Here is a 23758-nt window from a genome sequence, read left to right as displayed (position 1 = left end):
CCGACACTCTCTTGAGTGTCGTCGGGACGTCCTCGCTCTCAGGATTCATCCCCGGTTCAGCCGCCACCCGGTATGATGTCTCTCAGCAACGTTTACGTAACATTTACCCTGTTACAATGCGCTTAAGATCGGCCGGCAACCCGGCCGGGGAGACCGGCGTGACCCTATCGACCTTTTCCAGATTTGCTCTTGGCACCGCCCTGAGCGCGCTGACTGGCCTCGCGCCGGCCCTTGCCTCGGCCGGCAGCACCGCCACCACCATCCGCTACGGCGTGACGCTGGCGGGCCTGCCCATCGGCACCGCAAATCTCAACATCAATCTCTCAGATGGCGGCCCCTACAAGATCAATGCGGCCGCCAAGGTCGGCGGCGTGATCAGCCTGATCAGCGACGGCCGAGGCTCCGCCTCGGCGTCGGGCCGGCTCACCTCCACGGTGCCGATTCCCTCGGCCTATGCCCTGAACTCGATCGCCGGCAAGAAGCCGCAGACCGTGCAGATGGCGCTGGCGAGCGGCAACATCACCGCGGTCGAACTGCAGCCCGAACTGCCGCCGCGCAAGGACCGCGTGCCGGTGACAACAGCCGACAAGCACGGCGTGCTCGATCCGCTCTCGGCCATGTTGGTGCCCGTCTCCGGCAACGGCGACGCGCTGGAGCCCGCCGCCTGCCGGCGCACCCTGCCGGTGTTCGACGGCGCCACACGCTTCGACGTCAAGCTTTCCTATGCCCGCACCGAAAACGTGGACGGCAAGGGCTATAGCGGCCCCACCATCGTCTGTTCGGCCCGCTACGTGCCGATCGCCGGCCACCGTCCCGACCGCGATCAGACCAAATTCATGGTTGCCAACCGCGACATCGAACTCTGGCTCGCCCCCCTCAAAGGCACCCATGTGCTTGCGCCCTTCAAGATCATCGTCGGCACCCAGATCGGCCGCCTTACGCTCGACGCGACCCGTTTCGGCGGCAGCGGTGGGGATGATTGAGGCAGGCATCACAAAAGGAGCGGCCTGTCCGCCGCTTGTGCCAGCATGACACAGCCGGCCTTAACCTTTGTGGCGAAACTCCTGGTGCTCGGAGCAAAAAATCCTGCCCTCGCCTGCGGACAAACGGCTCTCCTTGAGCGGATAAACCGTGAACCTGCGTCATGCAGCGATTCGTCGCCGATTCGTTCGCGGTTCGGGCGGCGAAATCGAACACGGTTAATGCGCACCGCGTGTGACGGCGGTCTCTCCTTCAGGCGCGGCTAACCCTGCCTTCCGTCCCGCCATGTCGCATCAGGCGGTCGGTTCTGGCCGCCTCACTCGATCTCGAACACCCCCGTCACCGGCACGTGGTCCGATGGCTTCTCCCAGCCGCGGGCGTCGGCGAGGATCTCGATCGAGCGGGCGGCGTTGGTGAGGGTGGGGCTCGCCCAGATGTGGTCGAGCCGGCGGCCGCGGTTGGAGGCGAGCCAGTCGGCGGCGCGGTAGCTCCACCAGGTGTAGAGTTTCTCCGGTTCGGGCGTGAAATGGCGCATGACGTCGATCCAGCCATGCTCGGCGATCATTGCCTTCATCGCTTCGGTCTCAACCGGGGTATGGGAGACGACGTCAAGCAGCTGCTTGTGACTCCAGACATCGTGCTCATGGGGAGCGATGTTGAGATCGCCGACCAGGATCGAGCGCGGATTGGCATCGGGGAAATCGCTACCGAACCAGGCATGCATCTCGGCAATGAAATCGAGCTTGTGGCCGAATTTCGGATTGAGTTCGCGGTTGGGGATGTCACCGCCCGCCGGCACGTAGAAATTATGGACCGTGAGCGGCTTCTTCAGGCCTGCCGCTGCACCAAAGCGCGCGGAGATATGGCGGGCGTCGCCCTTCATGCAGAATTCGCGCTTGTCGATCATCTCGAAGGGCAGACGAGAGAAGATCGCCACGCCATGATAGCCCTTCTGGCCATTGAAAGCGATGTGATCGAAGCCAAGCTTGCGTACATCCGACGTCGGGAACTTGCCGTCTTCGACCTTGGTTTCCTGGAGGCAAAGTATATCTGGGTTTCGTTTCTGAACGAATCGCTCGACAAGACCCATACGGAGACGAACGGAATTTATATTCCACGTGGTCAGGGTAATTTGCATGGTGATCTATTCTTAGAAACACTTGAAAAGAAGAGGCGATCTTGCGAGCGCGGACATCTTGTCCGCTCTTGAACCACGACCTTTGTCGGAAAGACCTGCCTGCAAAAAAGAAGAGCGGACAAGATGTCCGCGCTCCCACGTCAATCCCTCAGCCGACGGCAGAGATCGTCGAGCTGTTCCAGCGAATTATAGCGGATCTTCATCTCGCCGCTCTCGCCGCGATGGTCGAGGGTGACCTTGAGGCCGAGCACATCGGAAATTGTGCGCTCCAGCGCGATCGTATCCGGATCCTTGTCGATGCGGCTGCGGGCCCGCAGGGTCTTGCCGGCGCTCTGCGCCTCGTCCTGCACCACGCTTTCGGCTTCGCGCACCGACATGTTCTCGGAGATGATAAGCTGTGCCACCGCCTCGGGATTGTTGACCGAGAGAAGCGCACGGGCATGGCCGGCCGTGAGCTTGCCCTCCATGACACTGTGCTTGATTGTTTCGGGCAGCTTGAGCAGGCGCAGTGTGTTGGCGACGTGGCTCCGGCTCTTGCCGATCACCTTGGCGAGGTCGTTCTGCGAATAGGCGAATTCCTCGATCAGCTTCTCGTAGCCGACCCCTTCTTCGATCGCATTGAGGTCGGTACGCTGGACGTTTTCGATGATCGCGAGTTCGAGCGCTTCGCGATCCGAGGCCTCGACAATCGTTACGGGAACATCATGAAGTTCAGCACGCTGGGCCGCCCGCCAGCGACGCTCGCCGGCGATGATCTCATAGGAATCGATCGCACCGGAAACCACGCGCACCAGGATCGGCTGGATGACGCCCTTCTCCCGGATCGAATTGGCAAGATCCTCCAGATCCTCCTCGGCGAAATTCTGGCGGGGATTTCGCGGGTTAGGGCGCAGGAAACTCGTCGGAATCCGGCGCTGGCCGCGCGCGCGCTCGATTGCGGAGCCTTCATCGCCAGTGTCACCGATCAGGGCGGCGAGCCCGCGCCCCAGGCGCGGACGCATCTTGTCATCGGAATTCATAGGTCTTCCCTTACCTGTAACATCAGGCCGCGCGCAGCAGCTTTTCGCGCTGAATCACTTCGGAGGCGAGACGAACATAGGCCTGGCTGCCCGGGCATTTGAGGTCATAGAGCAGCGAAGGCTTGCCATAGGAGGGCGCCTCGGAAACCCGGACATTGCGTGGAATCACCGTCTGATAGACCTTCTCGCCGAGAAATTCGCGGACATCGGCCATGACCTGGCCCGAGAGGTTGTTCCGGGCATCATACATGGTCAGCACCACGCCGTGAATGCTGAGATGCGGATTGAGTGAATTGCGCACCTGCTCGACCGTCCTGAGCAGCTGGGCCAGGCCTTCTAGAGCGAAGAATTCGCACTGCAAGGGTACCAACACGGCATCTGCCGCGCTCATGGCGTTCACCGTCAGAAGGTTGAGCGAGGGGGGGCAATCCACCAGAATATAGGAGCACGGAAAATCGGTGGAAGCGGAGAGGGCGTGAATAGCCTTGCGCAGGCGGAAAGCCCGATCCCGCTCTCCGGCAATCTCCAGCTCGACACCGAGCAGGTCCATGTTGGACGGCGCTATGTGCAGGCGCGGCACGACGGTCTCGACGATTGTCGAGCGCAGGTCGTGATCGCCGACCATGACGTCATAGGTCGTACGGACACGCCGCTTCTGGTCGATGCCGAGGCCTGTCGAGGCATTACCCTGCGGATCGAGATCGATGATCAGCACATCTTCGCCAATTGCCGCGAGTGCCGTGCCGAGGTTGATGGCTGTCGTCGTCTTACCGACGCCGCCCTTCTGATTGGCGATTGCGAGAATACGCGGCAACGTCATGGCATTCTTCCTTCTGCCCCGCTGCAGATCCGGCTCCCGGCTTCAGGAACCCTCAGTCCGTCTGGTAGCGGCTGTGATCGAAACAATTTGTCCGGCTGAATCCGTCAGGCTCGGGATCAATTCTGTCTGCATACTCCAATATTTAGTCGCTTCGGTCAATTCAGCATCTACATCTTGACCCTTGAGAAACAGGGCACGGCTCCCGCTTTTCAACAGCTCCGCGCTCAGCTCCAGGAGCTCGAGCAGAGACGCAAGGGCTCGCGCCGTAACGAGATCGGCCTTCCCGTCCCATTTGGCCGTAAAATCTTCGATACGAACGGGATGAATGGTCGCTGGAGCGCCTGTCGCCCGGGCCACTTCGCGAAGAAACGAGGCCTTGCGGCCATTTGACTCAACCAGATGAACATGAAGCCCGGGCATGCCGATACCGGCAATGGCGATCACCATACCAGGGAAACCAGCACCACTGCCCAAATCGACGACCGTGCGGGCGTCGCCGAGATGGGGCAGAAGCTGCGCGCTGTCAGCGATATGCCGAGTCCAGATCTGACCCAGGGTCGAGGGGGCAACAAGGTTCTTGATCTTCTGCCAGCGCTGCAGGAGGCCGACATAAGTGTCGAAATGGCTCACTGTTTCACGTGAAACAGTCATATACTTGAGGGCTTGGGTGCGATCGGCATCAGGAGTCATGTCGACAAGATGCCTGAAAGGCGTGATTCCGGCAAGGGAACCAACGAAGTGTAAGAGTCAGCAGCGTCCGCACCTCAGCGGCAACGCTCTCCTACAATCAAGCAGACTATGGCCGGGAGCTCGCTTGGTCCCCGATTTTACGTGCTTATCGCTAGTCAATTGATCGAATCGATCCGGATCCGAATCGATCAGCCAACGGCCCTCCGCTGCCTCTGCTTGCGCAACGCCGCCATCAGCAGCGTTGTCGCGGCTGGCGTGATGCCGTCAATGCGACCAGCCTGGCCGATGGTGCGGGGGCGGACGGCAGCGAATTTCTGCCGTGTCTCGTTCGAGAAGCCGATGACGGCGCCAAAGTCGAAATCCTGAGGAATCTCAATATCTTCATCGCGACGAAAGGCTGCGACATCCGCCTTCTGGCGTTCAAGATAGACAGCATACTTCGCCTCGATCTCCACCTGCTCCAAAACGGGTGCCGCGAATTGCACCGCCTCCGGCCAAAGCCTGGAGAGATCTGCAAACCCGATATTCGGATAAGCCAATAAATCGAAGGCGGTGCGGCGGATGCCATCGCGGTTGATGTGGATACCCGACGTCTCGGCCTGATTGGGTGTCACCGAAACGGACTTGGCCCAGCCAAGGGCTGTAGCAAAGGAGGCCTGCTTTTCCTTCCAGGCCTTTTCGCGCGTGGCATCGACCAGACCCAGGGCCAGGCCGCGATCGGTCAGGCGTCGGTCGGCATTGTCGGCCCGCAGGGTCAGGCGATATTCGGCCCGCGAGGTAAACATGCGATAGGGCTCGCTGATGCCGCGGGTGACGAGATCATCGATCATCACGCCGAGATAGGATTCCTCGCGGCCGAAATTGACGCCTTCGGTGCCGCCTGCGCGGCGAGCCGCGTTGAGGCCGGCCACCAGGCCCTGGGCGCCCGCTTCCTCATAGCCAGTGGTGCCATTGATCTGCCCGGCGAGGAACAGGCCCTGCACACGTTTGGCTTCCAGCGTGGCGTGGAGTTCGCGAGGATCGATATGGTCATACTCGATAGCGTAACCGGGGCGGATCATCCGCACCTTTTCCAGGCCCGGAATGGTCGCGAGCAGCGCCTGCTGCACATCCTCGGGCAGGGAGGTCGAAATGCCGTTCGGATAAACCGTGTCGTCCTTCAGGCCTTCCGGCTCCAGAAAGATCTGGTGGCCGTCGCGTTCGCCAAAGCGCACCACCTTGTCCTCGATGGAGGGGCAGTAGCGCGGGCCGCGGCTCTCGATCTGGCCGGAATAGATGGGCGCGCGGTGGATGTTGTCCTGGATGACCTTATGGGTCTGCGGCGTGGTGCGGGTGATACCGCAGGCGATCTGCGGATTGGGCAATACGGTCGTCAGCGCCGAGAAGGGCTCCGGCGGTTCGTCGCCGGGCTGCATCTCCAGCGAGGGCCAATCGATGGTCTTGCCGTCAAGGCGGGCAGGCGTGCCGGTCTTGAGCCGGCCCAGCGCGAAGCCGACGCGAGCCAGCGTCTTCGACAGGCCGAGAGCCGGCGACTCGCCCACGCGGCCGGCAGCGATGCGCTTCTCGCCGATATGGATCACGCCACTGAGAAAGGTACCGGTGGTCAGGACAACCGATCCGCATCCGAATCGATCGCCGGCGACGGTCACCACAGCCGTCACGCGGCCGGATTCGATAAGGATATCATCGACTTCCGCCTCGATGACGGTGAGACCGGCCTGCCCGGCAATCGCCTTCTGCATCGCCGCGGCATAGAGCGCGCGGTCGGCTTGGGCGCGGGGGCCGCGCACGGCCGGACCCTTGCGCCGGTTGAGGACGCGGAACTGGATGCCGCCCTGATCAGCGACACGGCCCATCAACCCGTCCAGCGCATCGATCTCGCGCACCAGATGGCCCTTGCCGAGACCGCCGATGGCTGGATTGCACGACATGGTGCCGATGGTGTCGGCGCGATGGGTGATCAATGCCGTGCGGGCGCCCAGCCGCGCGGCAGCCGCCGCCGCCTCACAGCCGGCATGGCCGCCACCCACCACGATCGCATCAAATTGCCGGTTCATCGCTCGACATCCCTTCGCGCGGCCTTTTACGCTGAAGCGAGACAGGGGTCAAAGGCTATGCCGTCGCCGGGAAAAGCACCGATATGGTGGTGCCGGTCTTCAGACTGGCATCTTCCTATGATTACTAACGCCTCATCTCAGGGCCGCGCTGATTTCAAACCATCCGTCCCGGGCATGCCGGCCTGAAGACCGGCACACCGATCATTTCCCGCTCACTTCCCAATGCAGAACTCGCGAAAGATCACGTCGTAGATCTCGTCGATATCGACCTGCCCAGTCAGCCGGCCGATGGCTCGCACTGCGAGGCGCAGGTCCTCGGCCACGAATTCCACCGGCGTGGCTTCGTCCGCACTGCAGACGAGGCTGAGATGATGGGCGATGGTCTCAAGCTCCCTGCGATGTCGCACGCGTGTGACCAACGCCGATTCACCGCCCTCGAGAGCATCGCGCGCGATCTGTTCCAAGCGGCTGAGAAGGCTGGACATTCCGGCACCCGTCTTCGCCGAGAGGGCAAGATCGAGGCCGGCCGGCGGCTCGCCACCCTCATCCCGTTTCGTTGCCACCCGTAGCACTGATGCCGACAGCGAGGGCCGCTCGCCACGAGCATCCTCGGCCTCCAGCCAGATCACTAGATCGGCGCGCTCCAGGCTGGCCCGTGCCCGCTCCACGCCCATTGTCTCCACCACATCCTGCGTCTCGCGCAGGCCTGCCGTGTCGATCAAAGTGACGGGATAGCCGTGGAGGTCGAGATGCACCTCCAGCGTGTCACGCGTGGTGCCGGCGATCGGCGAGACGATAGCCACATCCCGCTGAGCAAGGGCGTTGAGCAGGGTCGACTTGCCGGCATTGGGCGGCCCGGCGATCACCATCACCGCGCCTTCGCGCAGCCGCTCACCGCTTTGGGCGCCCGCCAGAGCGGTATCGATCTCAGCCAACAGGGCTCCCGCCCGGCGCCGCACCTCGGCGAAGAGGGCCGGCACGTCTTCCTCGTCGGGGAAATCGATCTCGGCCTCGATCAGCGCCAGCATGCGGGCGAGGCGCTCGCGCCAAGCCGCTGCGGCGCGTTCCAGCGCCCCGCCGGCCTGCCGAAGGGCCTGGCGGCGTTGGCTGCCCGTCTCGGCCTCCACGAGGTCGGCGATACCCTCTGCGGCCGTCAGGTCCATGCGGCCATTGGCGACGGCCCGGCGCGTATATTCGCCGCGTTCGGCCGGCCGGAAGCCGGGCAAGGCAGTGAGCGCGTCGATCACGCCAGCGATGATGGCGCGGCCCCCATGCACGTGGAACTCCGCCACATCCTCGCCGGTGAAGCTGGCGGGCGCCTCGAAGAACAGCACCAGCGCCTCGTCCAGGATCTCCCCGCTCTCAGGCGCCTTCAGCCGCCGGAGTGAGGCTTTGCGCACTTCCGGGACGCCACCAGCGATCGTTTCCAATCCGAATCGAACGCCGGGGCCCGAGATCCGGATCACCGCGACGCCCGCGCGGCCAACACCGGAAGCCAGGGCAACGATCGTATCAGTCATCGGTACCCCACAATTGCGGCTGCCATGCTCGCGCCAACGGCAAGGTCCATGCTTATATCTCCGGGGAAAGAAGGGGTGCCACCTTGTCCACCACGCTGCAGAACAACCTTGCCCACGAAACCAGTCCCTATCTGATCCAGCATTCCGGCAATCCCGTGCATTGGCAGCCCTGGGGCGAGAAGGCCCTGGCGCTGGCCAAAGCCGAAAACAAGCCGATCCTGCTCTCCGTGGGCTATGCCGCCTGCCATTGGTGTCACGTCATGGCGCATGAAAGCTTCGAGAACCCTGATATCGCCGCCGTCATGAACGAGCTCTTCATCAACATCAAGGTCGATCGCGAGGAGCGGCCCGATATCGACCAGATCTATATGCATGCGCTGCACGCCCTCGGCGAGCAGGGCGGCTGGCCGCTGACGATGTTCCTGACGCCGAATGGCGAGCCTTTCTGGGGCGGGACCTATTATCCGCCCGAGCCGCGTTATGGCCGCCCGGGCTTTCCGGATGTGCTGCGCGCCATCGCCAAGGCCTACCACACCGATTTCGAGCGCGTCGGCCGTAACCGCGAGGCCCTGCTCGGTGCCCTGTCGCGTATCCCTCCGAAGGGCGACACCGCCTTTGGCGAGGCCGAGCTACGCCAGGCCTGGTCGGCGCTAGCGGGCATCACCGATCCCGTCGATGGCGGCACACGCGGCGCCCCGAAATTCCCGAACGCCTCCTATCTCGAAGCGCTCTGGCGCGCCGGAGCGGAAGGGCAGGGCCGCAAGCTTTTCCTGCTCAGCCTGGAGCGCATCTGCCAGGGCGGCATCCGGGACCATGTCGGCGGGGGCTTTGCTCGCTACAGCGTCGATGCGCAATGGCTGGTGCCGCATTTCGAGAAGATGCTCTATGACAATGCCCAGCTTCTGGAACTGCTCGCCCTCGCCTGGCAGGAGACCGGCCGTCCCCTGTTCAAGCAGGCTGCCGTCGAGCTGGTGGAGTGGCTGCAGCGGGAAATGATGACCGGCAACGGCCATGCCTTCGCCGCCTCGCTCGATGCCGATTCGGAGGGTCATGAGGGCCTCTTCTATGTCTGGAAGCCGGCGCTGCTGCGCGCTGTCCTCGGCGAGGACGACGCCGAATTCGTGGCGCATGAATTCGACATCGACGAGCATGGCAATTGGGAGGGACAGTCCATTCCCAACCGTCTCGGCAAGAACGATCTCAGCGACGCCCTGGAGATCGGCTGGCTCGAGCTGCGCCCGAAATTGCTGTCGGCTCGCGACAAGCGCATTCCGCCGGCGCGGGACGACAAGGTGCTGGCGGACTGGAACGGGCTGATGATCGCAGCTCTGGCCCGCGCCTCCGTCGCCTTCGGGCGGCCGGATTGGCTGGATCTCGCGGCCAGGGCCTTCCATTTCGTCTCCGAATCCATGGCCGATAGTACACGGCTCGGCCATTCCTGGCGCGAGAGCCGGCTCCTCGTCCCCGGCCTTGCGACCGATCTCGCCAACATGACCCGTGCTGCAATCGCCCTTTTTGAGGCCGGCGCTGGCAGCGCCCGTCTGGAAAGGGCAAAGGGCTGGGCCGAGGCCATCGAGGCCGATTATCGCGACAGCGAGGGCGGGGGTTATTTCCTTAGTGCCCGCGATGCCGCGGCGCTAATCACCCGACCACGCTCGACGCTGGACGATGCCGTGCCCAACGCCAATGGCGTGATGGCGGACAACCTCTTCCGCCTGGCCGCGCTGACCGGCGAAGATCGGTGGCTGCAGCGCGGCGATGAGCTTCTGAAGGCGCTTTCCCCATCGATGAACACCAATGTCTTTGGCCATGCCTCGCTGCTGAATGCCTTGGACTTCCGGCTGCATGGGTTGGAGATCGTGGTGGTTGGGGAGGGTGAGGAAGCCCAGGTACTGTTGGCGGCGTCGAACCGGCTGCCTTACACGCATCGGACCCTGTTGCGGGTCGGGTCGGTGATGGAGCTGCCGGCCACACATCCGGTAAGGCAGACTGGGCCTCTCGACAGAAGCGCTGCGTTCGTTTGTTCAGGCGGACGGTGTTCATTGCCGGTGAAGGATGCGGCGGCGCTGGCGGAGACGATACGGCAGATGCGCGCGTGAGTGTTTCACGTGAATCAGGGTGGGAGTGATTCACGTGAAACAGGGTTAATGCACAGAATTGGTTTTCGAGAAGGCGCGACGCGCGCCTTCTATCTCCGTTCTCCCATTCCGCATCCGAATCGAAAAAGGCCCGGCGCTTTCACACCGGGCCTCTCCAATTTCAGCGGTGACGAACGTTCTTACGTGTTCATCGAATCGAAGAAGTCTGCGTTCTGCTTGGTCTGGCGGAGCTTGTCGAGCAGGAACTCGATGGCGTCGACAGTGCCCATCGGGTTGAGGATGCGGCGCAGGACATACATCTTCTTGAGAATGTCACTGGCCACCAGCAGCTCTTCTTTGCGGGTGCCCGAACGGGTGATGTCGATCGCCGGGAAGACGCGCTTGTCGGAGACCTTGCGGTCGAGGATGATTTCCGAGTTGCCGGTGCCCTTGAACTCTTCGAAGATCACTTCGTCCATGCGCGATCCCGTTTCGATCAGCGCGGTGGCGATAATGGTCAGCGAACCGCCTTCCTCGATGTTACGAGCCGCACCGAAGAAGCGCTTCGGGCGCTGCAGGGCGTTGGCGTCGACACCGCCGGTCAGCACCTTGCCGGAGGACGGTACCACCGTGTTGTAGGCACGGCCGAGGCGGGTAATCGAATCAAGCAGGATGACGACGTCGCGGCCATGCTCGACCAGGCGCTTGGCCTTCTCGATCACCATTTCCGAAACCTGCACGTGGCGCTGGGCCGGTTCGTCGAAGGTGGAGGAGACGACCTCGCCCTTCACCGAGCGCTGCATGTCGGTGACTTCTTCGGGGCGCTCGTCGATCAAGAGCACGATCAGATAGCATTCGGGGTGGTTGGCGGTGATCGACTGGGCAATGTTCTGCAGGAGCACCGTCTTGCCGGTACGCGGCGGCGCCACGATCAGGGCGCGCTGGCCCTTGCCAATCGGCGACACGATGTCGATGACGCGCGAGGAATAGTCCTTCTTGGTGGGATCGCCGATTTCCAGTTTCAGGCGCTGGTTCGGGTAGAGCGGCGTGAGATTGTCGAAATTGATCTTATGCTTGGTCTTGTCAGGGTCTTCGAAATTGATCGTGTTGACCTTGAGCAAAGCGAAGTAGCGTTCGCCTTCCTTGGGAGAGCGGATCATGCCCTCGACCGTGTCGCCGGTTCGCAGGCCGAATTTGCGGATCTGGGAGGGCGAAACATAGATGTCGTCGGGGCCTGGCAGGTAATTGGCCTCGGGCGAGCGAAGGAAGGCAAAACCGTCCTGCAGCACTTCGACGACGCCTTCGCCGACGATTTCCACCTCGCGGTTGGCAAGCTGCTTGAGAACGGCGAACATCAATTCCTGCTTGCGCATCGAAGAGGCGTTCTCGACTTCGAGTTCCTCGGCAAAGGCAAGCATTTCGATGGGAGTCTTGGACTTAAGGTCCTGAAGTTTAATTTCCCGCATGGGGAGTCCTTGTTGGGGGGATAGATCGGTTCATACCGCGCGATGAAAAGCGCGAAATCAGGAACACGTGGAGGAGCAGGTCTTGTCCGCGAGACGAATGCCGCCTTGCGTCAGCGCCTTGGTCGGGCCCGAGCCCAAACCTCAAAACGCCAGCCTGCAATGGGAGGAGAAGCGCTTTATACAGTCCGTCTGCCGCGTCGGCAAGCGGGTGAGGGTCGCTCCGGATTAAAAAGGTTTAACCACCACGAGGAGGACGATCAGGATCATCAGCACCGTGGGTATTTCGTTGATCATACGGTAGAATTTCGCCGGCCGGACATTGCGGTCATTGGCGAAGTCCTTGGTCAGCTTGGAAAACCAGCCATGCACGCCGGAGAGAATCACGACGAGCAGCAACTTGGTGTGGAACCAGCCGGCCACATAAAAACCCGAGGACCAGACGAGCAGCAGGCCAAAGATCCAGGTCATGATCATGGCCGGATTGATGATGGCTTTCAGCAAGCGCCGTTCCATCACCTTGAAGGTCTCGCTCTGGATGGAGCCCTTCTGCGCCTCGGCATGGTAGACGAAGAGCCTAGGCAGATAGAGCATGCCAGCCATCCAGGCGATCACGGCAATAATATGCCCTGCTTTCACCAGATTATAGGCCGTGCCGGCATAGTCCATGGGTAGGCTCCAAACTGTCATCCCGTGCGCGCCGCAGCACGAAGTGATGCTGCGCAGACACGGGTCCGCTGTCAGAACGATCTTGTCTTGCGGTCCCGGATCTGCATCGCGTCACTACGTGCCGCAATGCGTCCGGGATGACAGACTACAACCCCTAGCCCCTGATTCGCTTCAGCATCTGTTCGACATGGGCAATGGGAGTCTGCGGCACGATGCCGTGCCCCAGATTGAAGATGAAGGGCTTGCCGGAGAAGGCGGCGAGAATACGATCGACCGCTCGGTTCAGCGCATCGCCGCCGGCGACCAACGCAAGCGGGTCGAGATTGCCCTGCACGGGCTTCAATCCCTGAACCTCGCGCGCCGCCCAGGCCGGATCGACGGCCCAGTCCAGACCGACGGCATCCACGTCCATCACCTCCGCATAATCGCGATAGAAGGAACCAGCGCCGCGCGGAAAGCCGATGATGCGCGCCTGAGGATGGCGCTGGCGCACGCCCGCGACGATGCGCTTTACAGGCTCGATAGCCCAGCGCTCGAATTCGTTCGGCGGCAATATGCCGGCCCAGCTGTCGAATATCTGGACAGCGTCGACGCCATTTTCAAGTTGCGCCGACAAATAATCGATCGAGGCCTCGATAATGCGCTCGATCAGCGCCGAGAAAAAGGCGCGTTCCTGATAGGCCGCGAGCCTTGCCGGCACCTGGTCTTTCACGCCCCGCCCAGCGATCATATAGGTTGCCACCGTCCAAGGTGCGCCGCAAAAGCCGAGGAAGGTGACGTTGGCGGAAAGCTCGCCCCTAACCCGGCGGATCGTTTCGAATACCGGCGCGAGATGCTCGAGATCGATGGAAGGCTTCAGCGCAGAGAGCCCGGCCATATCCGTGACCGGTTCGAGCCGCGGTCCTTCTCCATCCTCGAACCAGACTTTCTGGCCGAGGGCGTCGGGAACCACGAGAATATCCGAAAAGAGAATGGCCGCATCGAAGCCGAAACGCCGGATCGGCTGCAGGGTGGCTTCGACCGCAAGATCCGGCGTGTAGCAGAAGTTCAGGAAACCGGACGCCTTGGTTCGCAGGGCCCGATATTCCGGCAGATAGCGCCCAGCCTGCCGCATCAGCCAGATCGGCGGCACGGAGGGTGCCTTGCCGGCGAAGACATCGAGGAGGGGTTTGGTCATCAGGGAGGCTCTATCGATCCGATCGGCGGGACTATGCTGGCTCGCCCAATCCGACGGCCTTCTTAAAAGAAAAGAGAGATATGAATCTTCATTCTCTTTCTTCTTAACGGTTCGTTTACCGTGCTTCCTCGCCATCCACAATCTGTTCACAGGCTTGCCGGGCGTGAGAAGGGAAATTCCAAATTGGAAACGGCATTCCGCCAGCACTGAATCGGTGAGCGTCATCAAGCGGTTGGGCCGATGATGGCTGGGGGTGTGCCGGGCTGCACTTAGCGCCTTATGAGTCTTGTTCAGGCGACGTGCATGAATCTCATCCCAAGCGTGGCGCCTGTTGATGAATTACCGGACTCTTCCACAGCCCTTCTTAAGAAAAGGTTAACGGGCCCGAACTGTCCCCACTTGTCCACAATCCTCTCCCGGGTTACCTCATGACATGGCCACAAGAAGCTTCTTCCATCTTCACCTGGTTTCGGACTCTACCGGCGAGACCCTGATCACCACTGGCCGCGCCGTCGCCGCCCAATATCCGGCGATTTCCGCCCTGGAGCACATCTATCCCCTGGTGCGCAGCCAGCGCGATCTCGACAAGGCGATCGGCGAGATCGAGGCCAATCCCGGCATCGTGCTCTACACGCTGGTCGAGGCCGATCTCGCCGAGCGGCTGGAGCGCACCTGCCGCGATATCGGCTCACCGGTGCTTTCGGTGCTGCAGCCGATCTTCGACCTGTTCAGATCCTATCTGGGCACGGAGGTGATGGTGAAGCCGGGGGCGCAGCATGTGCTGAACGCCGATTACTTCCGCCGCATCGATGCCCTCAACTATACGATGATGCATGATGACGGTCTGATGGGCGGCGATCTCAATGAAGCCGATGTGCTGCTGCTCGGCGTCAGCAGGACCTCGAAGACGCCAACTTCGATTTATCTCGCCCATCGCGGCGTCAAGACCGCCAATATACCGCTGGTGCCCGGCGTGCCGCTGCCGCCGGAGGTGGAGCACCTGCGCAATCCTCTGATCGTCGGCCTGTTCGCTTCGCCGGAGCGCATCGTGCAGATCCGCGAGAACCGGGTGCTGACGCTGAGCCCGCAGCACGATGTCGCCGCTTATACGGACCGGACCATGGTGGCGGAAGAGATCGCCCAGTCCCGCCGACTCTTCAACCAGCGCGGCTGGCCGGTAATCGATGTGACGCGTCGGTCGATCGAAGAAACCGCCGCGGCCATCCAGGGGCTGCTCAGGGCGCATCGGCGCGCGCTGATCGTGGAGACCTGAGGCAAGTTCGACGGAAAAACCGATTGTGTTTCCCGGGATCCGGCTGCTGCAGCTGAAGCAGTTGGCCGAGACGGGGCAGACGTCGCCGCCCCTCCCGCCAAAGGACCAGCCATCGAGCTCGATCGCCCTGAAGTGAGAGGCGGGCTTTCGACGAATACCGGGGTAGCGCGGACGCCGACTCCCAAGGCGAGTTGGCCTCAAATGACGGCCGCCAAGCCTTCGAACAGCTCCAGGCAAAGCTTGTCGGTGGGGTCGTCCACCGGAATGGGCTGGGACGACATCTTCACCACCACCATCTCGGCTTTCGGATTCACATAGACCCATTGACCATGGATGCCGATGCCGAAGAAGGCACGACTGGGAAAGCCCGTCTGATACCATTTGTTGCGATAACGGCCGTCGGCGAGCAGCCTGCTGAAATCGCCCTGCTTCCAGGCCTCGGCGTCGCCTCTCTGCGTGGTATCCTCGACCCAGGCTTGCGAGACCACACGGCGGCCGTCGATCATGCCGCCCAGCCGCATCATTTCGCCGACACGGGCAAGGTCGCGGGCCGCCACCACCACGCCGCCTGCCGCTCGCGGGGCGCCGGCGGCGTCCACGGTGATGTAGCCGTCCTGCCGCGCCTCGATAGGCTGCCATAGGCGCGCCGAGGCAAAATCGGCATAGCGCTGGCCGGTGGCCCGCTCGACCACCGTGCCGAGCAGGTCCGAATTGGGCGAACGGTAGCGGAACGGGCCACCATGATCGCCCGCGCCCTTGGGCATGGTGGCGATGAAGTCGAGCAGGGTTTCGCCTGGCTGTCCCAATTCGGGCGGATTCCACAGCGTGGCGCGGCGGTAGCGCGCGAAGCCGCCGGTGGTGTCGAGATAGTTCTCCTCGAAGGCCAGGCTCATGCGCATGTCGAGGATATGGCGCACCGTGGCATCGCCATAGGCGGAGTTGGCGACCTCGGGGACGTAGGTGGTGATTGGCGCCTCGGGATCGAGAAGCCTGTCATCCCAGGCGATGCCCGCGAGGATGGCGGTCAGGGATTTGCTGATCGAGAAGACGATATGGCGGTTCGCCGTGGTGAAATCGGCGGCATGATAATCGGCGACGAAGCGCCCGGATTTCATTGCGATGAGTGCGTCGGTGGAGGTTTGCTCCAGGATCTCGGCCAGGGTCTTGCGCTCGCCTGCCACTGTCAGGCTCTCGCGCAGCAGCCCGGTTGCGTCGGCATCCGGTGTCTCCGCCGGAGGGAAACCCGCCGAAATCACAGCCGTGGGCACCAATTCGGAAACATTGCGGAAAGCCCAGAGATTCCAGGGCGCCAGACGCCAATTGGCGAGGCGGACTTCATCGCGGCGGAAACCATAAAGGGATTCAAATGAGGATTGGGTCATGGCAACCACGTTAAAGGAGAGGCGCGAGTCGCCTCCCCCACGAAGCTGGGGGAGGTGGCCGAACGAAGTGAGGTCGGAGGGGGTGTGGCCAGGATGGGGCACGTGAAGCGCTAGCGTGAGGCCCGTTTCCCGCACCTCATTCCGCCCACACCCCCTCCGAGCCGGCTTTGCCGGCCCACCTCCCCCAGCTTCGTGGGGGAGGCCGCGCGCACAACTTGTGTGCGCTCGCGTCGCGCCTTCTCGAGAAGGTTCGCGCTAGGTGGTTAGGCCACCTTATTTCTGCAGCTCAGTCCAGATCTTCGTATAGAGCTCCTGCACATCGGGGGGGCAGGTGCGGGAATATTCGGCCGTCTTCATCACCTCGTCCGGCACCACGACTTCCGGCGCGCCTTTCATGTCGTCGGGCATGTATTTGTCCGAGCCGCTGATGCCATTGGCATAACGGTGGAAGGCAGAGTTCATCGCGGCATTCTGTGGATCCATGAGGAAGTTCAGGAACAGCTTGGCGTTATCGATGTTCTTGGCTTCCTTCAGCACCACGACATTGTCGCTCCAGACGACGACGCCTTCCTTCGGATAACCATAATGGATCTGTGGATGGGCGAGGCGCTGGCGCAGGGCCGAGCCGTTCCAGTCGCTGGTGGCCTTGAAGTCGCCCGCGCCCATCTTTTCGATGGTGTTGTATTCCATGGCGATCCAGTTCGGCTTGGCAGCGACGAGCACGTCGCGAGCCTTCTTGAGGAGCGCCTTGTCACCATCGCATTGCTTGCCACCGACATAATGCAGGGCCGCGGCCATCACGTCGCTCATCTCCGGCACGACGTTGACCTTGCCCTTCAGCTCATCCGGCGTGTTGAAGATGATGCCCCAGGTGTTGATGTCGCCCTTGTAGACGTCGGTGTTGACGACCACCCCCACCGTGCCCCAGGCCCAGGGCACCGAATATTTGCGGCCGGGATCGAAGGGCGGATCGGCCCATTCCTTCGCAACATTCTTGAAATTCTCCATCTTGGAGGGGTCGACCTCCTGCACCAGGCCTTCCTGGATCCAGATGGGCAGGTAGTTCTGCGAGGGCACGGCGATGTCGAAGCCGGTGCCACCCTGGCGCACCTTGGCGAGCGCGGTGTCGTTCGAATCGTAATCGGTGATGGTGACCTTGACGTTGTATTGCTGCTCGAACTTCTTGATCATGTCGGGGCTGGTGTAGTTGCCCCAGTTGAAGATGTTCAACACGCCGTCCGCGCTGGCCAGGCTGGTGGATGCGAGCAGCGCCAGAGCGGTTGCCGCGGCCGTGGACTTCCAGTTCATTTCATTGCTCCCGTTGTCGAAGGGGCCCGGCTTCAGCTCTTCTTGCCCCATCTTCATGTTGATGCACCGGATATCCGAGCGCCGTCAGGCGCCCCTTCCGCTGCATTAGTCTTTCTTCCTGCTGATGAAGAAGAAAAGCGTCACGATGCCGATGGACAGCAACAGGAAGACCGTCGACAGCGCATTGATCTCGGGCGTCACGCCGCGGCGCAATTGGCCGAGCATGTAGGTGGGCAGCGTGTCCTGCCCGCCGGATTTGACGAATTCGGTGATGACGACGTCGTCGAGCGACGTCACGAAGGCGAGCATGAAGCCGGCGAGGATGCCGGGCCAGAGCAGCGGCAACGTCACCCGCCTGAAGGTGCGCCAGGGCGTGGCATAGAGGTCGGCAGCGGCGCGTTCCAGCGTCAGGTCCATGCCCTCGAGCCGCGCCCGGATCGGCAGATAGGCGAAGGGCACGCAGAAGGCGGTGTGGGCCGCGATCAGATAGGCAAGGCCGTCATAGCCGGTGAGAATCTTGATGCGGGAGAAGAAGATCAGCAGCGCCACGCCGGTGACGATCTCCGGCACCATCAGAGGCTGGTTGATGGCGGCATAGGTGAAGGTGAGGCCGGGATAGGCCTCCGTCCGCGTGGTGGCTAGGGCCGCCATGGTGGCGGCGATGGTGGAGAGCAGGGCGGCGATGATGGCAATCTGGAAGGAGCGCAGGGTGGCGTCGATGACCTCGTCGTTGTGGTAGGCCGAGACGAACCATTTCAGGGAGAAACCGCCCCAGGTGGAGACGGAGGTCGCTTCGTTGAAGGCATAGATGACGACGATCACCATCGGCAGGTAGAGCATCACGAAGCAGAACACCGCGATGCTGGTGAAGCCGGGCTGGTAGCGGATCGAGAAACGGGCAGAGTTTCGGGGCTTGGACGGATTTTCCGGACGCGAACCGGTGTCCACTTTGCTTGCAAATGCTTCAGCCATGCCGCGCTCCGGAGCCGGCTGCGTTGCGGACATATACAAGCAGCGCGATCATCACCACCACCATCACGGTGATGGAGAGCGAGGCGCCGAGAGGCCAGTTGCGGCCCTGGCCGAATTGCAGCTCGATCAGGTTCGACAGCATCATGTTCTTGCCGCCGCCGAGCAGATTGGGCGTGACATAGGCGCCGAGCGCCGGAATGAAGACCAGGATGGAGCCGGCGATGATGCCGGGCTTCACGAGCGGGATGATGATGCGCCGGAGCACCTTGAAACGCGTGGCGTAGAGGTCGTAGCCGGCCTCGATCAGGCGGAAATCGAGCTTTTCCATGCTGGCATAAACGGGCAGCACCATCAGCGGCAGGTAGACATAGGCCATGCCGGCGAGGATGGCGGTGTCGGTATAGAGGATCTGCAGCGGCGAGGAGATGACGCCGAACTTGAGCAGCATCGCGTTGATCAGGCCCTCGTTGCGGATGATCTGCAGCACCGCGAAGGTGCGGATGAGGAGGTTGGTCCAGAACGGAATGGTGATCAGGAACAGCCAGAGATCGCGGCGATTCGCCGAACGCGTGGCGATGAAATAGGCGGTTGGGAAGCCGAGCCCCAGCGTCACCACCGTGGTCAGCAGAGCGAGTTTCACCGAACGCCACAAGATGGTGACGTTGGCGAGGGCCAGCGACAGCGTGTCGTCGAACATGTCGCGTTCAAAGAACACCGACGTCCAGGCATCGGAGGAGAACTGCCATTTCACATCGCCGTAAGGGCCGGGCGCCAGGAAGGAATAGACCAGTACGATCAGGAGAGGACCGGTGGCGGCGAACAGGATCACCAGAAGCGCCGGCGTCGACAGCAGCCAGTGATTGCGGGTCTCCCGGCTCCTGGCTTTGGCGGCGATTTCGGCGGCGTCAGACATCAATCCCTCAGCACTCGGGCCGTACCGTCGGCAAAGGCAACGCCTGCGCGCTGTCCCGGTTCGAAGACCTCGGCCACACCGCGTGTGTTCTGCCGTCGCACGGTGAAAAGCGGACCGTTGTCGAGCCGCAGGTGAAAATGGGTGTCCGTGCCGAGATAGACGATATTTTCCACCGTGCCTGATAGCATGGCCTGCGGTGCCGGAACGAGCTGGGCATGCTCCGGCCGCACCACCAGCCAGACCTTGTCCCCGGGCTTGTGGCCTTCGGCAAGGGTCGCCTGGATCTGCTGCCCCGTTGGTAGACGCACCGTGGCGTAGTCTCCATCGTGCGCGATGAGATCGGCTTCGATGAAGTTGGTTTCCCCAATGAATTCAGCGACAAAGCGTTCGGATGGGCTGTCATAGATCTCGCGCGGCGTACCGACTTGCAGGATCTTTCCCGCCGACATGACGGCGATACGGTCCGACATGGTCAGTGCTTCTTCCTGGTCATGCGTGACGAAGATGAAGGTGATGCCGGTCTCGCCTTGCAGGCGCTTCAACTCCAGCTGCATCTCCTTGCGCAGCTTGTAGTCAAGGGCGGAAAGCGGCTCGTCGAGCAGCAGCACCTTGGGCTGGGGCGCCAGCGCCCGGGCGAGGGCCACGCGCTGCTGTTGGCCGCCGGAGATCTGGCTGGTCTTGCGGCCGGCGAGATGCTCCATGCGCACCAGGCGCAGCATCTCGGTAACCCGCGCCTTTACCTCGGCCTTGGGCTTGCCGAGCATTTCGAGGCCGAAGCCGATATTCTCGGCGACCGTCATGTGCGGGAAGAGGGCGTAGCTCTGGAAGACGGTGTTCACCGGCCGCTTGAAGGGCGGCAGGCCGGCAATGTCCTCGCCATAGAGCAGGATCTGTCCGGCCGTGGGGAAGTCGAAGCCTGCGATCAGGCGCAGCAGCGTGGTCTTGCCGCAGCCGGAGGGCCCCAGCAGGGTGAAGAACTCGTTCTGGCGTATGGAAACGGAGACAGTGTCCAGCGCCACGAAACCGGTGTCGACCGCGCCGAACACCTTGCGCACGTCCCGAACATCGATCGAATTCCCGCTCGTTCCATCCGACACGCACGCAATCCCGCATCTGGCCTGACGAGGTCAGGTTCGCTTTCGATTATTGAAGTCGCTTTCAAATATTGTGATCACAAAGCGGACAGCTTTGCAACTGCAAGCGGTGAAGCGTTTTCGGGCAGCGCTGCTTACGTTCCGTCCAGGCTGGCGACATCTTGATATCTCCTTCAACACAAAGCGCTTCGGAGCAGTGATTTTCAGGCGGAGCCGGGGCACGCGGCTGCCAAAATGAACGGCAAGTTGTTATATCGAGCGCAACAAAAGGAATTGCTGCAATCGTGATCAAAGCCGAAGCGTCCCCGGCGGACGGTGCAAGCCCGCCTGCCTCCCTCATCCTCGCCTCGAAATCCGCCATTCGCGGTGACATGCTGCGGGCGGCGGGGCTGGCCGTCACCACACATCCTGCTGCGATCGACGAGCGGGGCCTCGAGCGGCAATGGGAATCGCAGGGCCTCAGCCCGAGCGCGGTGGCCGAAGCGCTGGCGAGGGAAAAGGCGCTGGCAGTCTCGCGCCAGCATCCCGGCGCGGTGGTCATCGGCGCCGACCAGACCATGGCGCTCGGCGCGCGGCGCTTCACCAAGGTTGCGACCCTTGCCGCGGCCCGCGCCAAGCTCGCGATCCTGCGCGGAAAGCAGCATGAGCTCCATTCCGGCTTTGCCCTCGCCCGGGACGGCGCGGTGCTGGCTGGTGGCGTGGCGAGCGCCCATCTCACCATGCGCGACTTTTCCGATGCGTTCCTCGACGACTATCTCGCGCGGGCGGGGGAAGCGATCCTCGCTAGCGTGGGCTGCTACCAGCTCGAAAGCCTCGGCGTGACCCTGTTCGAGACGATCGAGGGTGACTACTTCACCATCCTCGGCCTGCCCCTGTTGGCGCTGCTCCAGGCGTTGCGGGAGCAGGGGTTGGTAGCCAGCTGAGTTGGAATTTCCATGAAACGCGCCTTTGTCGTCGGTTACCCCATCTCCCACTCGCGCTCGCCGCTGATCCATTCATTCTGGCTGAGAGAAGCCGGTATCGAAGGCAGCTATGAGCGCCTTGCCGTCGAGCCCGCTGCCTTCCCCGACTTTATCAACACTTTGAAACAACAGGGCTTTGTCGGTGGCAACGTCACTGTTCCGCACAAGGAGGAAGCCTTTCGTCTCGCTTTCGTTGACGATCCAGTCGCGCGCGATCTTCATGCTGTGAACACGCTCTGGCTGGAGGGCGACACGCTCAAAGGCGCCAATACCGACGTGGTCGGCTTCCTCGCCAATCTCGATCAGGAGGCTCCTGGCTGGGACGGCAGACTCGGCCGGGCCGTGGTGCTGGGCGCGGGCGGCGCCTCGCGGGCGGTGCTTTACGGGCTGCTGCAGCGCGGTGCCGGGGAGATCCTGCTGGCGAACCGCACCTTCGAGCGGGCGCAGGCTCTGGCCACCCATTTCGGGCCGAAAGTGAAGCCCATGGCCTGGGAGGAGGCGGGCGCGGTGCTTCCGGGAACGGACATCCTCGTCAACACCACCTCGCTCGGCATGAAGGGCCAGCCGCCGCTCGAGCTCGATCTTGCCGGCCTGCCGGAAACGGCCCTGGTCACCGACATCGTCTATGTGCCGCTCGAAACGCCCCTGCTTGCCAAGGCGCGCTCTCTCGGCCTTCGCACGGTTGATGGCCTCGGTATGCTGCTACACCAGGCGGTGCCGGGCTTCGAGCGCTGGTTCGGCGTCAGGCCGGTGGTGAGCCAGGAATTGCGGGCACTGGTTCTGGCGGATATTGAGGTGAAGTAATCTCGGAGCGCGGACATCACAGCGACATGCTTGCATGTCGCGACGTCCGCCCTTGGAAACGTTGTGCGTACAGGATAGGAAGAGCGGACAAGATGTCCGCGCTCCCAGTATGACCTTCATTCTCGGCCTCACCGGCTCCATTGGCATGGGCAAATCCGCCACAGCGGCGATGTTCCGCAACGGCGGTGTGCCCGTGCATGACGCCGACGCCACCGTGCATCGCCTCTATGCAGGGCCGGCCGTCGGTGCGGTCGAGGCTGCCTTTCCAGGTGTCACGGTCGACGGCGCCATCGATCGCACTCGCCTCGGAGAGCGGGTCATCGGCAATACCGAGGCGATGAAGCGGCTGGAGGCCATCGTGCATCCGCTGGTGCGCGCTACCGAGCAAGTGTTCCTGGCCGAGGCGCGGCGGAAGAGCGCGCCTCTCGCGGTGCTCGACATTCCACTCCTCTACGAGACCGGCGGCGAGAAGCGCTGCCAGGCCGTTGCAGTGGTCTCGGCGCCGGCGGCGGTGCAGCGCGAGCGCGTGCTGGTCCGGCCCGGCATGAGCGAGGAACGCTTCGCCGCCATCCTTGCGCGCCAGCTGCCGGATGTGGAAAAGAGAGCCCGCGCGCATTTCGTGATCGACACCGGCGCCGGCTTTGCCTTTGCGCAGCGGCAGGTCGATGACATAATCAGGGCGCTTGCCTTCACCGTCTGACTCGCAGGGAATTTCATGCGCGAAATCATCCTCGACACCGAAACCACTGGCCTCGACCCCAATGAGGGCCACAGGCTGGTCGAGATCGGCTGCGTCGAGATGATCGACCGCATGCCTACCGGCAACACCTGGCACAAATATTTCAATCCCGAGCGCGACGTGCCGGTGGAAGCCTTCAACGTACACGGGCTTTCCTCCGAATTCCTGTCGGACAAGCCGTTGTTTGCCGCGCTTGCCAAGGAATTCGTCGAGTTCGTCGGCGAAGCGCATCTGGTCATTCACAATGCCGGCTTCGACATGCGCTTCTTGAATGCCGAGCTCAAGCGCGTGAACCTTGGCATCCTGCCGATGGACCGGGTGGTCGACACGCTCGCCATGGCGCGTCGCAAGCACCCCGGTGCGCCTGCCTCCCTGGACCAGCTCTGCCAGCGCTACGGCATCGATAATTCCAAGCGCGTCAAGCACGGCGCCCTGCTCGATGCCGAGATCCTGGCCGAGGTCTATATCGAGCTGACGGGCGGCCGCCAGACAGCCCTCAGCCTCGCCTCGATTTCCGCCGCCGCCGTGGCCCGTGCGGCAGCCGGGAAGATCGGTCCGCGCCCCCAGCCGCTCACCCCGCGCATCCACCCGGAAGAGCTGGCCGCGCATGAGGCCTTCATCGCAAGCCTCGGCGAGAATGCACTCTGGAAAAAATACGCGGTGTGAGTTGTTTTGGTGTGCTGGCCTTTGGGTCGACGC

At 62.6% G+C, this 23758-nt stretch carries 21 protein-coding genes; 7 read left to right on the top strand and 14 right to left on the bottom strand.

Annotation, left to right across the window (positions count from 1 at the left end; translation table 11 throughout):
- Positions 1–158 precede the first annotated feature (158 nt).
- Positions 159–983, top strand: coding sequence for a DUF3108 domain-containing protein (locus QQL24_RS01390; RefSeq protein WP_284310088.1), 825 nt, complete (start codon positions 159–161; stop codon positions 981–983).
- Between the two features lie 314 nt (positions 984–1297).
- On the opposite strand, the gene xth is transcribed toward QQL24_RS01390, so the two are convergent.
- From xth to mnmE, 6 genes are all read right to left on the bottom strand, one after another.
- Complete coding sequence (gene xth / locus QQL24_RS01385; protein WP_284310087.1) at positions 1298–2119, bottom strand: exodeoxyribonuclease III; 822 nt, start codon at positions 2117–2119, stop codon at positions 1298–1300.
- Positions 2120–2259: 140 nt separating this feature from the next.
- Positions 2260–3138: a ParB/RepB/Spo0J family partition protein gene (locus QQL24_RS01380; protein ID WP_284310086.1), complete on the bottom strand. Its 879-nt coding sequence runs from the start codon at positions 3136–3138 to the stop codon at positions 2260–2262.
- 22 nt (positions 3139–3160) lie between these two features.
- Positions 3161–3958 (bottom strand): ParA family protein, encoded by a 798-nt coding sequence (locus QQL24_RS01375; RefSeq protein ID WP_284310085.1) that lies wholly within the window; start codon positions 3956–3958, stop codon positions 3161–3163.
- 42 nt (positions 3959–4000) lie between these two features.
- Positions 4001–4648, bottom strand: coding sequence for a 16S rRNA (guanine(527)-N(7))-methyltransferase RsmG (gene rsmG, locus QQL24_RS01370; protein WP_284310084.1), 648 nt, complete (start codon positions 4646–4648; stop codon positions 4001–4003).
- Positions 4649–4836: 188 nt separating this feature from the next.
- Positions 4837–6705, bottom strand: a complete 1869-nt coding sequence (gene mnmG, locus QQL24_RS01365; protein ID WP_284310083.1) for a tRNA uridine-5-carboxymethylaminomethyl(34) synthesis enzyme MnmG — start codon at positions 6703–6705, stop codon at positions 4837–4839.
- 212 nt (positions 6706–6917) lie between these two features.
- Positions 6918–8225: a tRNA uridine-5-carboxymethylaminomethyl(34) synthesis GTPase MnmE gene (gene mnmE, locus QQL24_RS01360; protein WP_284310082.1), complete on the bottom strand. Its 1308-nt coding sequence runs from the start codon at positions 8223–8225 to the stop codon at positions 6918–6920.
- Positions 8226–8308: 83 nt separating this feature from the next.
- Between mnmE and QQL24_RS01355 the strand changes: the two genes are divergently transcribed.
- Positions 8309–10324, top strand: coding sequence for a thioredoxin domain-containing protein (locus tag QQL24_RS01355; protein ID WP_284310081.1), 2016 nt, complete (start codon positions 8309–8311; stop codon positions 10322–10324).
- Between the two features lie 179 nt (positions 10325–10503).
- Here the strand turns inward: QQL24_RS01355 and rho are convergent, their stop codons facing one another.
- From rho to hemE, 3 genes are all read right to left on the bottom strand, one after another.
- On the bottom strand, positions 10504–11769 hold the full coding sequence (rho, locus tag QQL24_RS01350) for a transcription termination factor Rho (protein ID WP_284310080.1): 1266 nt from the start codon (positions 11767–11769) through the stop codon (positions 10504–10506).
- Positions 11770–11994: 225 nt separating this feature from the next.
- Positions 11995–12435 carry a protoporphyrinogen oxidase HemJ gene (gene hemJ / locus QQL24_RS01345; RefSeq protein ID WP_284310079.1) on the bottom strand — a complete coding sequence of 147 codons (441 nt, stop codon included), beginning with the start codon at positions 12433–12435 and terminating at the stop codon, positions 11995–11997.
- A gap of 154 nt (positions 12436–12589) precedes the next feature.
- The gene (gene hemE, locus QQL24_RS01340) at positions 12590–13612 is read right to left on the bottom strand and encodes a uroporphyrinogen decarboxylase (RefSeq protein ID WP_284310078.1); all 1023 of its coding nucleotides are present in this window, start codon (positions 13610–13612) and stop codon (positions 12590–12592) included.
- Between the two features lie 433 nt (positions 13613–14045).
- Here hemE and QQL24_RS01335 point away from each other — a divergent pair, with 433 nt between their 5' ends.
- Positions 14046–14885, top strand: coding sequence for a pyruvate, water dikinase regulatory protein (locus QQL24_RS01335; RefSeq protein WP_284310077.1), 840 nt, complete (start codon positions 14046–14048; stop codon positions 14883–14885).
- 197 nt (positions 14886–15082) lie between these two features.
- Here the strand turns inward: QQL24_RS01335 and QQL24_RS01330 are convergent, their stop codons facing one another.
- From QQL24_RS01330 to QQL24_RS01310, 5 genes are all read right to left on the bottom strand, one after another.
- Entirely contained in the window at positions 15083–16267 is a 1185-nt protein-coding gene (locus QQL24_RS01330) for a serine hydrolase domain-containing protein (protein ID WP_284310076.1), read from the bottom strand.
- 273 nt (positions 16268–16540) lie between these two features.
- Complete coding sequence (locus tag QQL24_RS01325; protein ID WP_284310075.1) at positions 16541–17575, bottom strand: extracellular solute-binding protein; 1035 nt, start codon at positions 17573–17575, stop codon at positions 16541–16543.
- Positions 17576–17680: 105 nt separating this feature from the next.
- A complete protein-coding gene (locus QQL24_RS01320; RefSeq protein WP_284310074.1) occupies positions 17681–18547 on the bottom strand; it encodes an ABC transporter permease in 867 nt (288 codons plus the stop codon).
- Positions 18540–19460, bottom strand: a complete 921-nt coding sequence (locus QQL24_RS01315) for an ABC transporter permease (protein ID WP_284310073.1) — start codon at positions 19458–19460, stop codon at positions 18540–18542. The genes QQL24_RS01320 and QQL24_RS01315 overlap by 8 nt, the downstream gene beginning before the upstream one ends.
- Positions 19460–20557: an ABC transporter ATP-binding protein gene (locus QQL24_RS01310; protein ID WP_284310072.1), complete on the bottom strand. Its 1098-nt coding sequence runs from the start codon at positions 20555–20557 to the stop codon at positions 19460–19462. Before QQL24_RS01310 ends, QQL24_RS01315 begins: the two co-directional genes overlap by 1 nt.
- Before the next feature lie 281 nt (positions 20558–20838).
- Between QQL24_RS01310 and QQL24_RS01305 the strand changes: the two genes are divergently transcribed.
- The 4 genes from QQL24_RS01305 (at position 20839) to dnaQ (ending at position 23725) form a co-directional block, all read left to right on the top strand.
- Positions 20839–21477 carry a Maf family protein gene (locus tag QQL24_RS01305; protein WP_348536420.1) on the top strand — a complete coding sequence of 213 codons (639 nt, stop codon included), beginning with the start codon at positions 20839–20841 and terminating at the stop codon, positions 21475–21477.
- 12 nt (positions 21478–21489) lie between these two features.
- The gene (locus tag QQL24_RS01300) at positions 21490–22320 is read left to right on the top strand and encodes a shikimate dehydrogenase (RefSeq protein WP_284310071.1); all 831 of its coding nucleotides are present in this window, start codon (positions 21490–21492) and stop codon (positions 22318–22320) included.
- A gap of 109 nt (positions 22321–22429) precedes the next feature.
- Entirely contained in the window at positions 22430–23020 is a 591-nt protein-coding gene (gene coaE / locus QQL24_RS01295) for a dephospho-CoA kinase (RefSeq protein ID WP_284310070.1), read from the top strand.
- A gap of 15 nt (positions 23021–23035) precedes the next feature.
- The gene (gene dnaQ, locus QQL24_RS01290) at positions 23036–23725 is read left to right on the top strand and encodes a DNA polymerase III subunit epsilon (RefSeq protein ID WP_284310069.1); all 690 of its coding nucleotides are present in this window, start codon (positions 23036–23038) and stop codon (positions 23723–23725) included.
- The last annotated feature ends 33 nt before the right edge of the window (positions 23726–23758 follow it).

This window comes from Labrys miyagiensis (genome assembly GCF_030160835.1).
GTDB classification, from domain to species: Bacteria; Pseudomonadota; Alphaproteobacteria; order Rhizobiales; family Labraceae; genus Labrys; species Labrys miyagiensis.
Note: the sequence above shows the minus strand (reverse complement) of the source record. Positions and strands in the feature narration are given on the sequence as shown.

What these genes read in the sequence shown, in the direction of transcription:
- xth (WP_284310087.1), bottom strand. Translation starts at nt 2,119, where the DNA reads ATGCAAATTACCCTGACCACGTGGAATATAAATTCCGTTCGTCTCCGT.
- QQL24_RS01380 (WP_284310086.1), bottom strand. Translation starts at nt 3,138, where the DNA reads ATGAATTCCGATGACAAGATGCGTCCGCGCCTGGGGCGCGGGCTCGCC.
- QQL24_RS01375 (WP_284310085.1), bottom strand. Translation starts at nt 3,958, where the DNA reads ATGACGTTGCCGCGTATTCTCGCAATCGCCAATCAGAAGGGCGGCGTC.
- rsmG (WP_284310084.1), bottom strand. Translation starts at nt 4,648, where the DNA reads ATGACTCCTGATGCCGATCGCACCCAAGCCCTCAAGTATATGACTGTT.
- mnmG (WP_284310083.1), bottom strand. Translation starts at nt 6,705, where the DNA reads ATGAACCGGCAATTTGATGCGATCGTGGTGGGTGGCGGCCATGCCGGC.
- mnmE (WP_284310082.1), bottom strand. Translation starts at nt 8,225, where the DNA reads ATGACTGATACGATCGTTGCCCTGGCTTCCGGTGTTGGCCGCGCGGGC.
- rho (WP_284310080.1), bottom strand. Translation starts at nt 11,769, where the DNA reads ATGCGGGAAATTAAACTTCAGGACCTTAAGTCCAAGACTCCCATCGAA.
- hemJ (WP_284310079.1), bottom strand. Translation starts at nt 12,435, where the DNA reads ATGGACTATGCCGGCACGGCCTATAATCTGGTGAAAGCAGGGCATATT.
- hemE (WP_284310078.1), bottom strand. Translation starts at nt 13,612, where the DNA reads ATGACCAAACCCCTCCTCGATGTCTTCGCCGGCAAGGCACCCTCCGTG.
- QQL24_RS01335 (WP_284310077.1), top strand. Translation starts at nt 14,046, where the DNA reads ATGGCCACAAGAAGCTTCTTCCATCTTCACCTGGTTTCGGACTCTACC.
- QQL24_RS01330 (WP_284310076.1), bottom strand. Translation starts at nt 16,267, where the DNA reads ATGACCCAATCCTCATTTGAATCCCTTTATGGTTTCCGCCGCGATGAA.
- QQL24_RS01325 (WP_284310075.1), bottom strand. Translation starts at nt 17,575, where the DNA reads ATGAACTGGAAGTCCACGGCCGCGGCAACCGCTCTGGCGCTGCTCGCA.
- QQL24_RS01320 (WP_284310074.1), bottom strand. Translation starts at nt 18,547, where the DNA reads ATGGCTGAAGCATTTGCAAGCAAAGTGGACACCGGTTCGCGTCCGGAA.
- QQL24_RS01315 (WP_284310073.1), bottom strand. Translation starts at nt 19,460, where the DNA reads ATGTCTGACGCCGCCGAAATCGCCGCCAAAGCCAGGAGCCGGGAGACC.
- QQL24_RS01300 (WP_284310071.1), top strand. Translation starts at nt 21,490, where the DNA reads ATGAAACGCGCCTTTGTCGTCGGTTACCCCATCTCCCACTCGCGCTCG.
- coaE (WP_284310070.1), top strand. Translation starts at nt 22,430, where the DNA reads ATGACCTTCATTCTCGGCCTCACCGGCTCCATTGGCATGGGCAAATCC.
- dnaQ (WP_284310069.1), top strand. Translation starts at nt 23,036, where the DNA reads ATGCGCGAAATCATCCTCGACACCGAAACCACTGGCCTCGACCCCAAT.